Annotated in this window: 12 protein-coding genes; 2 read left to right on the top strand and 10 right to left on the bottom strand. The window is 61.5% G+C overall.

The window, feature by feature from the left end; all coding sequences use genetic code 11:
* Positions 1-380 precede the first annotated feature (380 nt).
* On the bottom strand, positions 381-1,544 hold the full coding sequence (locus AC19YT_RS08955) for a type III PLP-dependent enzyme (RefSeq protein ID WP_095105947.1): 1,164 nt from the start codon (positions 1,542-1,544) through the stop codon (positions 381-383).
* A gap of 735 nt (positions 1,545-2,279) precedes the next feature.
* Between AC19YT_RS08955 and AC19YT_RS08950 the strand changes: the two genes are divergently transcribed.
* Positions 2,280-3,629 carry a DUF2599 domain-containing protein gene (locus AC19YT_RS08950; RefSeq protein ID WP_500610120.1) on the top strand — a complete coding sequence of 450 codons (1,350 nt, stop codon included), beginning with the start codon at positions 2,280-2,282 and terminating at the stop codon, positions 3,627-3,629.
* Between the two features lie 46 nt (positions 3,630-3,675).
* Here the strand turns inward: AC19YT_RS08950 and AC19YT_RS08945 are convergent, their stop codons facing one another.
* Genes AC19YT_RS08945 through AC19YT_RS08930 form a run of 4 tightly spaced genes read right to left on the bottom strand, consistent with a single transcriptional unit; the run spans position 3,676 to position 7,126 of the window.
* Positions 3,676-4,833, bottom strand: coding sequence for an osmoprotectant ABC transporter ATP-binding protein OsmV (locus tag AC19YT_RS08945; protein WP_095105949.1), 1,158 nt, complete (start codon positions 4,831-4,833; stop codon positions 3,676-3,678).
* Positions 4,830-5,483: an ABC transporter permease gene (locus AC19YT_RS08940; protein ID WP_095105950.1), complete on the bottom strand. Its 654-nt coding sequence runs from the start codon at positions 5,481-5,483 to the stop codon at positions 4,830-4,832. Before AC19YT_RS08940 ends, AC19YT_RS08945 begins: the two co-directional genes overlap by 4 nt.
* Positions 5,484-5,495: 12 nt before the next feature.
* The gene (locus tag AC19YT_RS08935) at positions 5,496-6,389 is read right to left on the bottom strand and encodes a glycine betaine ABC transporter substrate-binding protein (protein ID WP_095105951.1); all 894 of its coding nucleotides are present in this window, start codon (positions 6,387-6,389) and stop codon (positions 5,496-5,498) included.
* A gap of 20 nt (positions 6,390-6,409) precedes the next feature.
* Positions 6,410-7,126: an ABC transporter permease gene (locus AC19YT_RS08930; RefSeq protein ID WP_095105953.1), complete on the bottom strand. Its 717-nt coding sequence runs from the start codon at positions 7,124-7,126 to the stop codon at positions 6,410-6,412.
* A gap of 338 nt (positions 7,127-7,464) precedes the next feature.
* Between AC19YT_RS08930 and AC19YT_RS08925 the strand changes: the two genes are divergently transcribed.
* Positions 7,465-9,048: a peptide chain release factor 3 gene (locus AC19YT_RS08925; protein ID WP_095105955.1), complete on the top strand. Its 1,584-nt coding sequence runs from the start codon at positions 7,465-7,467 to the stop codon at positions 9,046-9,048.
* Between the two features lie 186 nt (positions 9,049-9,234).
* Here the strand turns inward: AC19YT_RS08925 and AC19YT_RS08920 are convergent, their stop codons facing one another.
* The 5 genes from AC19YT_RS08920 to AC19YT_RS08900 all read right to left on the bottom strand — a co-directional run bounded on the left by AC19YT_RS08920 (position 9,235) and on the right by AC19YT_RS08900 (position 14,783).
* On the bottom strand, positions 9,235-10,206 hold the full coding sequence (locus tag AC19YT_RS08920) for a peptide ABC transporter ATP-binding protein (RefSeq protein WP_500610119.1): 972 nt from the start codon (positions 10,204-10,206) through the stop codon (positions 9,235-9,237).
* The gene (locus tag AC19YT_RS08915; protein ID WP_500610118.1) at positions 10,206-11,174 is read right to left on the bottom strand and encodes an ABC transporter ATP-binding protein; all 969 of its coding nucleotides are present in this window, start codon (positions 11,172-11,174) and stop codon (positions 10,206-10,208) included. The genes AC19YT_RS08920 and AC19YT_RS08915 overlap by 1 nt, the downstream gene beginning before the upstream one ends.
* A 10-nt stretch (positions 11,175-11,184) precedes the next feature.
* Positions 11,185-12,096: an ABC transporter permease subunit gene (locus AC19YT_RS08910; RefSeq protein ID WP_095105960.1), complete on the bottom strand. Its 912-nt coding sequence runs from the start codon at positions 12,094-12,096 to the stop codon at positions 11,185-11,187.
* A 10-nt stretch (positions 12,097-12,106) separates the two neighbouring features.
* Entirely contained in the window at positions 12,107-13,117 is a 1,011-nt protein-coding gene (locus tag AC19YT_RS08905; protein ID WP_095105962.1) for an ABC transporter permease subunit, read from the bottom strand.
* 70 nt (positions 13,118-13,187) lie between these two features.
* Positions 13,188-14,783: an ABC transporter substrate-binding protein gene (locus AC19YT_RS08900; RefSeq protein WP_500610117.1), complete on the bottom strand. Its 1,596-nt coding sequence runs from the start codon at positions 14,781-14,783 to the stop codon at positions 13,188-13,190.
* Positions 14,784-14,851 lie beyond the last annotated feature (68 nt).

Here is a 14,851-nt window from a genome sequence, read left to right as displayed (position 1 = left end):
GTAAACGCTTCGATTTCAAATGTCCGATCGAAATGATGGGCGAGGTGATGCAGAACGCCATGACTATGCGGCACGATGCGCCCGCTTCAATTCAATAACCGTGTTGCACTCAGCTCCTGCAACCGCCGTGGTTTACAAAATCAAAGGTAGTCGCGGATTTGCTGGAGGATAAATTTAAAAGAATTTCAGTTTATGTATTTGTAACGGAAAAGTTTTCAGATATTTAGTTGAGCGTATTAGGTAGGGGTTCAGTGTCTTGTTTGTCGTAGTCCTTTTGTGGAGTGGAGGGGGAATGTTATCGGGGGAGGTTGGGAAAATTCGCTGGCCATAAAAAAAGCCCGTGAAATTCACGGGCTTTTTTAGGTGTGGTGCACAACGTCTTACATATAGAACGACTTCAACGGTGGGAAGCCATTGAATTCCACCGCGCTGTAGCTGGTGGTGTAGGCGCCGGTGGAGAGCCAGTAGAGGCGGTCGCCGATGGCCAGGTTCAGCGGCAGGCCGTACTTGTAGTTCTCGTACATGATGTCGGCGCTGTCGCAGGTTGGGCCGGCGATCACCACTTCTTCCATTTCGCCTTTTTTCTCGGTCCAGATCGGGAACTTGATGGCTTCGTCCATGGTTTCGATCAGGCCGGAGAATTTGCCGACGTCTGTGTACACCCAGCGCTCGACCGCGGTGCGCGACTTACGGGCCACCAACACCACTTCACTGACCAGGATGCCGGCGTTGGCGATCAGCGAACGGCCCGGTTCCAGGATGATTTCTGGCAGGTCGTCGCCGAAGTCTTCCTTGAGGAAACGGATAATCTCCTGGGCATAGGTTTCCAGGCTGTTGGTGCGGGTGATGTAGTTGGCCGGGAAGCCGCCGCCCATGTTGATGAGCTTGAGTTCGATACCGTCTTCTTCTTTCAAACGCTCGAAGATCACCTTGACCTTGGCAATGGCCGCGTCCCAGACGCTGATGTCGCGCTGCTGCGAGCCCACATGGAACGACACGCCGTACGGCACCAGGCCCAGGTCGCGGGCGAGGATCAGCAGGTCCATCGCCATGTCGGTCTGGCAGCCGAACTTGCGCGACAAAGGCCAGTCAGCGGTGGTCGAGCCTTCGGTGAGGATGCGCACGTAAACCTTGGAGCCGGGCGCGGCCTTGGCGATGTTGCGCAGGTCGGCTTCGGAGTCGGTGGAGTACAGGCGCACGCCCTTCTCATAGAAGTAGCGGATGTCCTTGGATTTCTTGATGGTGTTGCCGTAGCTGATGCGGTCGGCGCTGACGCCGCGGCCCAGCACTTTGTCCAGCTCATAGATCGAGGCGATGTCGAAGCTCGAACCCTTGTCCTTGAGCAGGTCGATGATCTCGACGGCCGGGTTGGCCTTGACCGCGTAGTAGACCTTGGCGAATTCGAAACCGGCGCGCAGGTCGTCGTAGGCCTGGCTAATCATCGCGGTGTCGATCACCACGAACGGGGTTTCTTGTTGGTCGGCGAAGGCCTTCATTTTCTGGAAGGTATCGCGCGCGAAATAGTCTTCGACGTTGATCGACATGCTGGGAACTCCTAGTGGCAAACGTTAGTAATCAATGGGTGCAAATGAACGTCCTCCGTATCCCCACTTTGGTTCGCCTACTTCCCAAGGCATGTCGCCGAAAGCAAAAAGGCCATGGGCGGCGTGGCTGCCCTTGGCCTTGCTGTCTCGTCGTCAGTACTTGAGCCGGATGGATCGTTTCCAGCATGGACGTTCGGCGCGAACTTTAGGGCGTGAGGGGTTTGAGATCAACAAAAAATGTCGCGGTTTTGCACGGTGGCGTCCGGCACCGTGGCACCAGCCTGTTTTAACCGACCGGCGTGACAGGCAGTCGTTCCCTGCAACAGCCCAACGTAGGCGTGGGCACTCAGGGCTGGTGGCCTTTTCTCATTAGTTTGTCTGGTGATGTTGGATGCGCCAACTATCCATAATTAATATAAAAAAAGGCGCCGAACTGTAACTTCTGACAGTAGCCAGGGTGCGCGGTGTCACTAATACTCAGGGTGCAAATTGGCTGAGTAAAATAATCTGGCGGTTTGTGAATGTTTGTTATTGGGTTCTCGTGAGTTGCGGGCTGTGGGTTTTTATGCCTGATAGTTTTGGCTGAGGCTTATGTGGCTGAACTCACTACTTGACGGCGTTGAGGAACTTGTTATGAACGGTAAAAGAATAAGCACTCCTGCACTACTGGTGTGTGGCGCGTTGGTAAGTTCAACCTGGGTATATGCCAGCCCCGGTACGGATACGGCGAGCCAGATGAAATACCTGTATAACTTCACGGCCCGTGATTGCGGCAGTGGCAGGTTGGCGTCTGAGTGTTCCGGCATCATTTTGCGCGGTATTGCCAGCAAACAAAGCTACCTGCCTTGGGACCCAAGCCCCTATTCCCATAGCCTGGAGGCCGGGGGATGGGGCGCGCCGAACCTGTCCAATGGCGGCACCTCGGTTTCCTACCTGCGCACCGATACCAGCTATGACGGCCTGGGCCTGGATAAATACAACGGCTTTGCGCTGACGCCTAACGACTTCATTAATGAAAAGACGCAGTTCAAAGTCACCGTGCTGTGTGCATTCCCTATTGATTCCTGGACGGGTAACCGCAGTAATAACGGCTGTGGTGACTATTTGGAAAATGGCAATAGCCTCGGGGTGACCGAAGATTATTGCCAGAAGTTGGGAGTGAGTAATGCCAAGGCTTGGCTGGACCACTTTCACCGGCAGCCGACGCACCCGGGGCTGACCTCTCATAAGTTTGAATGCGGTTTCGATACCACGGCGGATTATTTTGGTACTTACAATAAGGCCGATGCGTTTAATACCTTTGTCGAGGCACGCAAGTTGTTGGCCAATGACCCGGCCGATAAAGTCGACGCCCAAGTTACCCAAACTGAGTTGCGCCTCAAGACTTGGCCCGACAATAAATATTGGAACCGGGATTGGGGCGCTAACCGGCCGTTTTTCGATGCACCGCTGGCCCCGGCCCTGGAAGTGAACAAGACCTATAAACAGCTACCGATCATGGCGTTCATCTATGTCAGCCAAGTGGGCGTGGTGTATTCCGACGACCGGGTGTTCAAGGCCCGGGAACTGGCCCAAGACGACCAGCGCAGATGGCTGGAGCAAGGCAATACCTGGAAGCCGGTTATCCACGTGGAGTTGCCCAGGACCGCCGCTGAAGAGGCCACCTTTACCTATCGCGATGGCGACCAGGGTCCCACGGCGGCGCAACCTGTGGACCCGCGTTCATGCGACAAGTACATCGAGCGGGTGGAATGGACCGACAACTACCAAGAGCCGGTGTTGGGCACCATCAGTTCGCTGGTGGTGACGCCCACCGATTGCGCGCGCAAGGCTGGGGTCGGCAAGACCGATGCGGTGTATGCGGAGCTGGCGAACCTGGCGGCCAATGACCCCAATCGGGAGTGGAACTTCGACCGCATGGGCGGCAGCATGCGCCGCCAATTGGCTTGCCACCTGGACTCACCGGACATTGCGCTGAACAAGCCGACCTGGAGCCTGGAGCCCCGCCGGCCCTATGTGGCCCATGACGTCATCATGAAGTTGGAGGGGGACGCTAAGTGCAACCCGAACGGGAAGAACACTTAGCGGTGCAGTACCGTCGCCGCCCGCTCGGGGGCGGCGACGGCTTGGCTCAGGCCAGCGCGGTGTCGGCCGGTGAAACGATGCTGGTCTTGCCGCCTCGGGATTTACCCGAGCTCAGGTACTCGGCAATCGATTCCTGGGTCACTTCGCCGAGGAACACGCGTTCGGCGTCCATCACCGGCAACCATGAACGGTTGAACTCGTACATGCGCGACAACAGGATGCGCAGGTGTTCGTCGAACGCGGCGGTGGCGTTGAATTCGCGCAGGTATTGGGCGCAGGTGCCGGCCTGGCGGTGCAGGTCGCGCCGGCGCACGTAGCCCAGGGCCTTGTTGTCGGCGCAGGTCACCACCACGTAGCGGCGGTCGTGTTCGTCCATCAATTCCAGGGCATCGGCCACGCTGGTGTCGGGGCTCACGGACGGCGCGTTGTCGGCGGCGTCTTCGGCCTTGACCAGCAGCAGGCGCTTGAGGGTGCTGTCCTGGCCGACGAAGTTGCTGACGAATTCGTCCGCCGGGTGGGCGAGCAGGGTGTCCGGGTGGTCGATCTGGATCAGCTTGCCGCCACGGAAGATGGCGATCTTGTCGCCCAGCTTGATGGCTTCGTCGATGTCGTGGCTGACCATGATGACGGTCTTGCCCAGGGCGCGCTGCATCTCGAAGAACTCGTTCTGGATCATCTCGCGGTTGATCGGGTCGACCGCGCCGAAAGGTTCGTCCATCAACAGCAGCGGGGCGTCGGCCGCCAGGGCGCGGATCACGCCGATGCGCTGTTGCTGCCCGCCCGACAACTCGCGTGGGTAGCGGTGCAGGTACTGCTTGGGGTCGAGCTTAATCATGCTCATCAACTCGCGGGCGCGGTCGCGGCATTTTTGTGGGTCCCAGCCCAAGAGCTTGGGCACGACCACGATGTTTTCCTCGATGGTCATGTTGGGGAACAGGCCGATCTGCTGGATCACATAACCGATGCTGCGGCGCAGGGTCACGGCGTCAAGGCCGGTGGTGTCTTCGCCATTAATCAGGATCTTGCCCGAGGTGGGCGTAATCAGGCGGTTAATCATTTTCAGCGTGGTGCTTTTGCCGCAACCCGAGGGGCCGAGGAACACGCAGATTTCGCCTTCGTTGACGGTCAGGCTGACGTCGTTGACAGCGGTCACGGTCTTGCCGTTGCTTTGAAAAGTCTTGGTCAGGTTCTGGAGTTCGATCATTTGAGCAATCCTTTTGGAGTCAGCGAGCGTTGCAGCCATTGCAAAAGCAGGTCGGCGAAGATGGCCAGGAGGCTGACCAACAAGGCGCCGACGATCAGCATCGACATGTCGCTGCGGCTGATGGAAGCGAGAATCAGGACACCGAGGCCACCGGCGCCGATGGTGGCGGCGATGGTCATCACGCCGATGTTCATCACCACGGCGGTACGTACCCCGGCGAGGATCACCGGCACGGCGATGGGCAACTCGACCATGCGCAGGCGCTGGCTGAAGGTCATGCCGATGCCGCGGGCGGCTTCGCGGATGCCCGGTTCCACGCCTGTAAGGGCCAGGTAGGTGTTACGCATGATTGGCAGCAGCGAGTACAAAAACACCGCAGTGATCGCCGGCATCGGGCCCAGGCCCTGGCCGAACTTGGAGTAGAACGGCAGCAGCAGGCCGAACAGGGCGATGGACGGCACGGTGAGCAGCACCGTAGCGCTGGCCTGTAGCGGCCCGGCCAGTGACGGATAGCGGGTCATGATGACGCCCAGAGGCACGCCGACCAGGATTGCCAGGGTCACGGCGACCCCGACCAGGGTGATGTGCTGCCAGGTCAGGTGCAGGACCTGCGGCCAGTCCAGGTGGGAAAAGGCGTTGAGAAATTCCATGGCTTTTCCTCCTTAGTTGATCGGGTGCTGGCGCAGGAAATCTGCGGCAACGGCCGATGGGCTTTCGTGGTCGACGTCCACGCGAGCGTTGAGCTGGCGCATGGTTTCGTCATCGAACAACGCGGCCAGGGGCTTGAGTTGTTCGGCCAGTTGCGGCTGGGCATCGAGGTATTGCTGGCGCACCACGGGGGCGGCGGTGTAGTCGGGGAAGTAATGCAGGTCGTCTTCCAGCAGCTTCAACTTGAAGGCGTTGAGGCGCCCGTCGGTGGTGTAGACCAGCCCACCGAATACCTGGCCGTTGCGCAGCGCGGTGTAGACCAGCCCCGCGTCCATTTGCCGGGTGTTCTTGCGGGTCAGGTTCATCTGGTACAGCTCGACCATGCCGGCCATGCCGTCGGAGCGGTGGGTGAACTCGGTGTCCAGGGCGATGAGGCGGTTTTCCCGGGTGTTCTCGGCCAGGGCGCGGGTCAGGTCGCTGATGGTGTTGATGTGCGGGTATTGCTCGGCGACCTCTTGCGGCAGCGCCAGGGCGTAGGTGTTGCTGAACTTGGACGGCGCGAGCCAGACCAAACCCTGTTTGGCATCCAGGGCCTTGACCCGGGCGTAGGCCTGTTCGCGGCCGAGTTTTTCGGTGACGTGGTTGTAGGCCACCAGGGAGACGCCGGTGTATTCCCAGATCAGGTCCAGTTGCCCGCTTTCTTGGGCACTGCGCGCCAGGCTGCTGCCCAGCCCGCCGGTGACGCGGGTGTCGTAGCCCAGGGTGCGCAGGTATTGGGAGGTGATTTCGGCCAGCAGGGTCTGTTCGGTGAACACCCGCGCGCCGATGCGGATCACCGGTTTTTCGGCGGCTTGGGCAACGCCGGCCAACAGCAGGACGCAGCCCAGTATCAAACTTAGCTTTTTCATAGGTTTTCCTTTGCCGAGGCTTAAGACGGTCGCAGACCGCGTTCCAGCCAGAGGCGGCTGGCCAGGGTCACCAGGCCATCGAGCAGCAAGGCCAACAGGGCGGTGCACGCCGCGCCCAGGAGCAATTGCGGCTGATTGTTCAGGGCAATGCCGGGGAAAATCAGGCTGCCCAGGCTGTTGGCACCGATCAGGAATGCCAGGGGCGCGGTGCCGACGTTGATCGCCAGGGCCACCCGCACGCCACCGATGATGATCGGCACGGCGTTGGGCAATTCCACCCGCCACAGCACCTGGCGCGGGGTCATGCCGATGCCGACCGCGGCTTCCTTGAGGGAGCCCTGGACGTTTTTCAGGCCTTCGTAGGTGTTGCGCACAATGGGCAGCAAGGAGGCGAGGAACAGCGCGAAGATCGCGGGGCCGCTGCCGATGCCCAGGATACCCAGGGCGATGGCCAGTACGGCGAGGGGCGGGACGGTGTTGCCGATGTTGAAGATCTGCATGAAGCGTTCTGCGCGCCCGACCATGGTCGGCCGGCTGAGCAGGATACCGGCGGGAATGCCCACGAGCAGGGCGGCGAGCATGGAGACGAGGACAAGCACCAAATGAGCTTGCAGGTAGAACAACAAATCGTCGCGGTAATGGTCGATCGTATCGACGCCGATCCAGTGGATCAGCAGGGCCAGGAGGGCGATGACCGCCGCACCTCCTATTAGCCCTTTGCCATAGCGAATAGCCACAGGCGGACTCCTTTATTTCAGTCGGCGAGCGCAGCCCCGTGTGGCATGCCATTCCTGGCTGCCGGGTAATGCGTTCGCGAAGAGCAGTTCGCCAATGCCGGCAAAACGGCATGAGGTCGAACCATGAGCGCAGCCTCGTCAGGCTAACTTGCTGATTTTTCAGCCCCTGATCGAAACGAGTAGCAGGGGAGTGGACGTCTCTACCTTTTAAAAGGTTCCACACTTGGCAGCATTTAGCCACCTCTGTGACATCACCGCTGGGCCCGACGGTGGTCGGCCGAGTGCGCTTTAGGCTATACTCGCCGCCCTTTTTTGAATCACCTGCCAGGCGATTTCCCATGACCAAACAGGCCGCCGAAGTCGCGAAACGCCGCACTTTCGCCATTATTTCCCACCCGGATGCGGGTAAAACCACCATCACCGAGAAGCTCTTGCTGATGGGCAAGGCGATTGCCGTTGCTGGTACGGTCAAATCCCGTAAATCCGACCGCCATGCCACCTCCGACTGGATGGAAATGGAAAAACAACGGGGTATCTCCATTACCACGTCGGTCATGCAGTTCCCGTATCGCGACCACATGGTCAACCTGCTCGACACCCCGGGCCACGAAGACTTCTCCGAAGACACCTACCGCACCCTGACGGCGGTGGACTCGGCGCTGATGGTGCTCGACGGCGGTAAGGGCGTAGAGCCACGGACCATTGCGCTGATGGACGTGTGCCGCCTGCGCGACACGCCCATCGTCAGCTTCATCAACAAACTCGACCGTGATATCCGCGACCCCATCGAATTGCTCGATGAGATCGAAGCGGTACTCAAGATCAAGGCCGCGCCCATCACCTGGCCGATTGGCTGCTACCGCGACTTCAAGGGTGTGTACCACCTGGCGGACGACTACATCATCGTCTACACCGCCGGCCACGGGCATGAGCGCACCGAAGTGAAAATCATCGAGAAGCTCGATTCCGATGAAGCCCGCGCCCACTTGGGTGACGAGTACGAGCGCTTCACCGAGCAACTGGAACTGGTGCAGGGCGCCTGCCACACGTTCAACCAGCAGGAGTTCATGGACGGCCAACTGACCCCGGTGTTCTTCGGCACGGCCCTGGGCAACTTCGGGGTCGACCATGTGCTCGATGCCGTGGTCGATTGGGCGCCCAAGCCGCTGGCGCGGGTGGCCAACGAGCGCACCGTGGAGCCGGTGGAAGAAAAGTTCAGCGGTTTCGTGTTCAAGATCCAGGCGAACATGGACCCCAAGCACCGCGACCGCATCGCGTTCATGCGCATCTGCTCGGGCAAGTACGAAAAAGGCATGAAGATGCGCCATGTGCGCACCGGCAAGGATGTGCGCATTGGCGACGCCTTGACCTTTTTCTCCTCCGAGCGCGAGCAACTGGAAGAGGCCTTTGCCGGCGACATCATCGGCTTGCACAACCACGGCACCATCCAGATCGGCGACACCTTCACCGAAGGCGAATCCCTGAGCTTCACCGGCATCCCGCACTTCGCCCCGGAGCTGTTCCGCCGCGTGCGCCTCAAGGACCCGCTCAAGTCCAAGCAATTGCGCCAGGGCTTGCAGCAACTGGCCGAAGAGGGCGCGACCCAGGTGTTCTTCCCTACGCGCAGCAACGACATCATCCTCGGCGCCGTCGGTGTGCTGCAGTTCGATGTGGTCGCCAGCCGCTTGAAAGAGGAATACAAGGTCGAATGCGCCTACGAGCCGATTACCGTGTGGTCGGCGCGCTGGATCGATTGCAGCGATAAGAAGAAGCTCGAAGAGTTCAGCGTCAAGGCTGTGGAAAACCTCGCCATCGACGGCGGCGGCCACCTCACCTACCTGGCCCCGACCCGGGTCAACCTGGCGCTGATGGAAGAGCGCTGGCCGGACGTGAAATTCCGCGCTACCCGCGAGCACCACTAAGCAGCTTTTGTGAGAGACGCTTTTTGTGGGCGCTTGGTCCGGGCGGCGATCCGACGCTGGTGAGCCAGTGGCTGGATCGGCTGGCTTCATCGCGAGCAGGCTCGCTCCCACAGGGCCAGCGCATGCCATAAGCAAAAAACCCCGCCTCAGGTTCTGAGGCGGGGGTTTTTGTTTGTGGGCGGTGTACTAGGCCACGAACTGCTCGGCGTAATGGCAGGCGACCTGGCGGTTATCCAGGGTGCGTAGGGCCGGTTCGTCCTGGCTGCACAGCGGCGTCGCATACGGGCAGCGCTTGTGGAAGGCGCAGCCGGGCGGTGGGTTGAGGGGGTTGGGCAACTCGCCGACGATTTTGATCTTGGGTTTGTTCGGGTCCGGGTGAATGGTGGGCGTGGCCGATAGCAGCGCTTGGGTGTAGGGGTGCAGCGGCCGTGCGTAGATGGCCTCTTTGGGGCCGAATTCCACCGGCCGGCCGAGGTACATCACCATCACGTCATCGGCCACGTGCTGCACCACCGCCAGGTTGTGGGAGATGAACACGTAGGCGGTGTTGAATTGCTGTTGCAAGTCCATGAACAGGTTCAGCACCTGGGCCTGGATCGACACGTCCAGCGCCGAGGTCGGCTCGTCCGCCACCAGCACTTTGGGTTGCAGCATCATCGCCCGCGCCAGGGCGATGCGTTGGCGCTGGCCGCCGGAAAACATGTGCGGGTAGCGCTGGTAATGCTCGGGGCGCAGGCCTACTTGCTTCATCATCGCCTGGACTTTTTCACGGCGTTCGGCGGCCGAGAGCCGGGTGTTGATGAGCAGCGGTTCGGCCAGTTGATCGCCGATTTTCTGCCGGGGGTTGAGCGAGGCGTAAGGGCTCTGGAACACCATCTGCACGTCTTTGCGCAGTTGCTTGCGCTGGGCCTTGTCGGCGCCGGTGACTTCCTGGCCGGCGATTTTCAGTGAGCCGGAGGATGGCTCCTCGATCAAGGTCAGGGCCCGGGCCAGGGTGGATTTGCCGCAGCCCGACTCGCCGACCACGGCCAAGGTTTTGCCGGCCTCCAGTTCAAAGGACACGCCGTTGAGGGCGCGTACCAGGGCGGTGCCCTTGAACAGGCCCCGGGAGACTTCGTAGTGACGGGTCAGGTCGCGGGCGGTAAGAACGACGGCCATTACGCCACCTCCTGGTTCAAGGGGTAGAAGCAGCGGGCGAGGCTGTTGGTTTTCGGGTCAAGGCCGGGGCGTTGCTGGCGGCAGGTGTCTTGCACGTAGGGGCAGCGCGGTGACAAGAGGCAACCTTGCGGGCGGTCGTAGCGCCCGGGGACGATCCCCGGCAGCGTGGCCAGGCGCGAGGCGCCCATGCTGTGTTCCGGGATCGCCGCCAACAGGGCTTCGCTGTAGGGGTGCGCGGGCACGTCGAACAGCCCTGGCACCTGGCCCACTTCCACCGCTTGCCCGGCGTACATCACGCACACACGCTGGGCGGTCTCGGCAACGACGGCCAGGTCGTGGGTAATCAACACCAGGCCCATGTTCTGTTCTTTTTGCAGGGCCAGCAGCAGCTCCATGATTTGCGCCTGGATGGTCACGTCCAGGGCGGTGGTGGGTTCGTCGGCGATCAGCAGCTTGGGTTCGCCGGCAATCGCCATGGCGATGGCCACCCGCTGGCTCATGCCGCCGGAGAGTTGGTGCGGGTAGGCGTCCATGCGGTTGGCGGCGCCGGGGATCTCGACTTTTTCCAGCAGCTCGATGGCCCGTTGGCGTGCCTGCCGGCCGGACATCTTCAGGTGCAGGCGCAGCACTTCTTCGATCTGGAAACCCACGGTGTAGCTGGGGTTGAGGGCGGTCATGGGGTCTTGGAAGACCATGGCCAGGTCTTTGCCGACGATTTGCCGGCGCTGGCGCTTGCTCAACTTGAGCATGTCCTTGCCGTCGAAGGTCAGGGCGTCGGCGGTGACGATGCCGGGGGCGTCGATCAGGCCCATCAGCGCCATCATGGTCACGGATTTACCCGAACCCGATTCGCCGACGATGGCCAGCACTTCGCCTTTATCGACTTGAAGGTCGAGGCCATCGACCACGGGTACGGCCTGTTTGTCGCCGAAGCGCACATTGAGGTTCTTGATTGCGAGCAGTGACATGGGCATCTCCTCAGGCGGCGTTCTTGAGTTTCGGGTCCAGCGCATCGCGCAGGCCGTCGCCCATCAGGTTGATTGCCAGCACGCTGAGCAAAATGGTCAGGCCCGGCAGGCTTACCACCCACCAGGCGCGTTCGATGTAGTCGCGGGCCGAGGCCAGCATGGTGCCCCACTCCGGGGTGGGCGGTTGTACGCCAAGGCCCAGGAAGCCCAAGGCCGCAGCGTCGAGGATGGCCGAGGAAAAGCTCAGGGTGGCCTGCACGATCAGCGGCGCCATGCAGTTGGGCAGCACGGTGATGAACATCAGGCGCGGCAGGCCGGCCCCGGCGAGGCGGGCGGCGGTGACGTAGTCGCGGTTCAGCTCGCCCATCACCGCCGCGCGGGTCAGGCGCACATAGGAAGGTAGCGAGACGATGGCGATGGCGATCACGGTGTTAATCAGGCCAGGGCCGAGGATGGCGACGATCGCCACGGCCAGCAGCAGGGACGGCAGGGCCAGCATGATGTCCATCAGGCGCATGATGCTGGGGCCGAGCAGGCGCGGGAAGAACCCGGCGAACAGCCCGAGCAGGATACCCGGGATCATCGACATCACCACCGACGACAAGCCGATCAGCAGCGACAGGCGCGAACCCTGGATCAAGCGCGACAGCAGGTCGCGGCCCAGCTCATCGGTGCCCAGCAGGAACTGCATCTGCCCGCCCTCCAGCCATGCCGGCGGGGTGAGCAGGAATTCGCGGTACTGCTCGCTGGGGTCATGGGGCGCGACCCAGGGTGCGAACAGTGCGCAGAACACCACCAGGAGCATGAACAGCAGGCCGGCGACGGCGCCTTTGTTTTTGGCGAAGGCTTGCCAGAATTCCTTGTACACGGAGGGGTACAGCAGGCTTTGGTCCACAGCGACCGGGGGAGTTTGTAGGGTCATGGATAGGCTCTCAGCGCTGGTGACGGATGCGTGGGTTGGCAAAACCGTAGAGGATGTCCACTACGAAGTTGACGAGGATCACCAGGCAGGCGATCAGCAGGATGCCGTTTTGCACCACGGGGTAGTCCCGGGCACCGATGGCTTCGATCAGCCATTTACCGATGCCCGGCCAGGAGAAAATGGTTTCGGTCAGCACCGCGCCGGCCAGCAGGGTGCCCACTTGCAGGCCGAACACCGTGAGCACCGGGATCAGCGCGTTGCGCAGGCCATGGACGAACACCACGCGCGCCGGCGACAGGCCCTTGGCGCGGGCGGTGCGGATGTAGTCTTCGCGCAGCACTTCAAGCATCGAGGAACGGGTCATGCGCGCGATCACCGCCAGCGGGATGGTGCCCAGCACGATGGCGGGCAGGATCAGGTGGTGCAGCGCATCGAAAAAGGCGTCGGTGTCGTCGGCCAGCAGGGTGTCGATGAGCATGAAGCCGGTGCGCGGCTCGATGTCGTACAGCAGGTCGATGCGCCCGGACACCGGAGTCCAGCCCAGGCTCACGGAGAAGAACATGATGAGGATCAGGCCCCACCAGAAAATCGGCATGGAATAGCCGGTCAACGAAATGCCCATCACCCCGTGATCGAACAGCGAGCCGCGCTTGAGCGCCGCCACCACGCCGGCCAGCAGGCCGAGGATGCCGGCGAACAACAGGGCGGCCATGGACAGTTCCAGGGTGGCGGGGAACAGCGCGCTGAACTCGGTCCACACGCTTTCGCGGGTGCGCAGCGACTCACCGAGGTCGCCCTGGGCGAGCTTGCCGATGTAGTCCAGGTACTGCGCATACAAGGGCTTGTTCAGACCCAGGCGCTCCATGGCCTGGGCGTGCATTTCGGGGTCTACCCGGCGTTCGCCCATCATCACTTCGACGGGGTCGCCCGGGATCATGCGGATCAGGGCGAAGGTCAGCAACGTGATGCCGAAGAAGGTGGGAATCAACAGTCCCAATCGGCGGGCAATAAAACTAAACATCGTGTGGTGTTCCTCATCGGCCGGTTCGGCTACCCGGCATCGTTCAGGTCACGATGCCGGGGGCTTTTTTCTACTTCACCTGGGTGGTGGCGAAGTTGTTCGTGGTCAAGGGACTGATGTGGTAGCCCTCGACGTTCTTGCGCATGGCCGTGAACATTGTGGTGTGCGCCATGCTGATCCATGGCTGGTCCTGGTGATAGATCACCTGGGCCTGTTCATAGAGCGCTGCTCGGGCGCCGGGGTCGGTTTCTTCCCGAGCCTGGTCCAGCAACGCCTGGAACTTGTCGTTACACCAGCGGGCGTAGTTTTCGCCGTTCTTGGCTGCTTCGCAACTGAGCATAGGCGTCAGGAAATTATCCGGGTCGCCGTTATCGCCCGCCCAACCAGCAGACACCATATCGTGTTCGCCGTTCTTGGCCCGCTTGAGCATCTCGCCCCACTCCATGACGCGGATGTCGAGCTTGATCCCAACCTTGGCCAGGTCGGCCTGCATCATCTGCGCGCCGAGCATTGGGTTGGGGTTGGTGGGGCCGCCGCCGTTGCGGGTGAACAGGGTCAGTACGGTGCCGTCGGGCACCCCGGCCTCCTTGAGCAGGGCGCGGGCCTTGGCCGGGTCGTGGGGCGGGTTTTGGATGGCGTGGTTGTAGCCCAGCAGCGTCGGCGGGTAGGGGTTGACGCCCACCAGTGCATTGCCCGGGCCGAACAGCGCGTTGACATAGGCCTGTTTGTCGAAGGCCATATCGATGGCCTTGCGCACGCGCACGTCATTCAAGTAGGGGCGGGTGGTGTTCATGCCGATGTAGGCGGTGGTCATCGCTGCCAGTTCGGCGAGCTTCAGGTTCGGGTCGGCCTTGATCGCCGGCACGTTGTCAGGCTTGGGGTACAGCGCCACCTGGCATTCGTTGGCCTTGAGCTTTTGCTGGCGCACGTTGCTGTCTACCGTCACGGCGAGGATCAGCGGATCGGCGGGCGGCTTGCCGCGAAAATACTCGGGGTTGGCCTTGAAGCGTACCTGGGCGTCCTTGTCGTAGCGCTGGAAGATGAAGGGGCCGGTGCCGATGGGCTTGCTGTTGAGGTCGCCGGCCTTGTTGGCCTCGAGCAACTGGTCGGCGTACTCGGCCGAGTAGATCGAGGAAAACGCCATGGCGATGTTGGCTAAAAACGGTGCTTCGCGGCGGGTCAGGTTGAACACCACGGTGTGCTCGTCGATTTTCTCGACGCTCTTGAGCAGGTCCTTGAAGCCCATGCTCTCGAAATATGGGAACCCGGTGGTGGATTTGGCGTGCCACGTGTGTTTGGGGTCAAGCTGGCGCTGGAAGCTCCAGAGCACGTCGTCGGCGTTCAACTCGCGGCTGGGCTTGAAGTAGCCGGTGGTGTGGAACTTCACGCCTTTGCGCAGGTGGAAGGTGTAGCTCAGGCCGTCCGGGCTGATGTCCCAGGATTCGGCCAGGGCCGGGCGGACCTCCACGGTGCCGGGCTTGAAGTCCACCAGGCGATTGAACAGGGTCTCGGCCACTGCATCGGCGGTGACGGCGGTGGTGTACTGCACCATGTCGAAGCCTTCCGGGGCGGCCTCGGTGCATACCACCAGCGGCTTGGCCCAGGCGCTGGTCGTGATGCTCAGCAGGGCGGCCGCAATGGCTGCTCTTATAGGGATGGGGTTCATCGGTGATCCTCTCGATCAATGGAACCAGGGTAGCCTGCTGGGCGGATTCAGCCTGAAACCGCCCGGCA

The organism is Pseudomonas sp. MF08875, assembly GCF_059862525.1.
Note: the sequence above shows the minus strand (reverse complement) of the source record. Positions and strands in the feature narration are given on the sequence as shown.

Bases quoted from the DNA above. Each gene is read 5' to 3' on its own strand.
- AC19YT_RS08955 (WP_095105947.1), bottom strand. From the start codon at position 1,544: ATGTCGATCAACGTCGAAGACTATTTCGCGCGCGATACCTTCCAGAAA.
- AC19YT_RS08950 (WP_500610120.1), top strand. From the start codon at position 2,280: ATGAAATACCTGTATAACTTCACGGCCCGTGATTGCGGCAGTGGCAGG.
- AC19YT_RS08945 (WP_095105949.1), bottom strand. From the start codon at position 4,833: ATGATCGAACTCCAGAACCTGACCAAGACTTTTCAAAGCAACGGCAAG.
- AC19YT_RS08940 (WP_095105950.1), bottom strand. From the start codon at position 5,483: ATGGAATTTCTCAACGCCTTTTCCCACCTGGACTGGCCGCAGGTCCTG.
- AC19YT_RS08935 (WP_095105951.1), bottom strand. From the start codon at position 6,389: ATGAAAAAGCTAAGTTTGATACTGGGCTGCGTCCTGCTGTTGGCCGGC.
- AC19YT_RS08925 (WP_095105955.1), top strand. From the start codon at position 7,465: ATGACCAAACAGGCCGCCGAAGTCGCGAAACGCCGCACTTTCGCCATT.
- AC19YT_RS08920 (WP_500610119.1), bottom strand. From the start codon at position 10,206: ATGGCCGTCGTTCTTACCGCCCGCGACCTGACCCGTCACTACGAAGTC.
- AC19YT_RS08915 (WP_500610118.1), bottom strand. From the start codon at position 11,174: ATGTCACTGCTCGCAATCAAGAACCTCAATGTGCGCTTCGGCGACAAA.
- AC19YT_RS08910 (WP_095105960.1), bottom strand. From the start codon at position 12,096: ATGACCCTACAAACTCCCCCGGTCGCTGTGGACCAAAGCCTGCTGTAC.
- AC19YT_RS08905 (WP_095105962.1), bottom strand. From the start codon at position 13,117: ATGTTTAGTTTTATTGCCCGCCGATTGGGACTGTTGATTCCCACCTTC.
- AC19YT_RS08900 (WP_500610117.1), bottom strand. From the start codon at position 14,783: ATGAACCCCATCCCTATAAGAGCAGCCATTGCGGCCGCCCTGCTGAGC.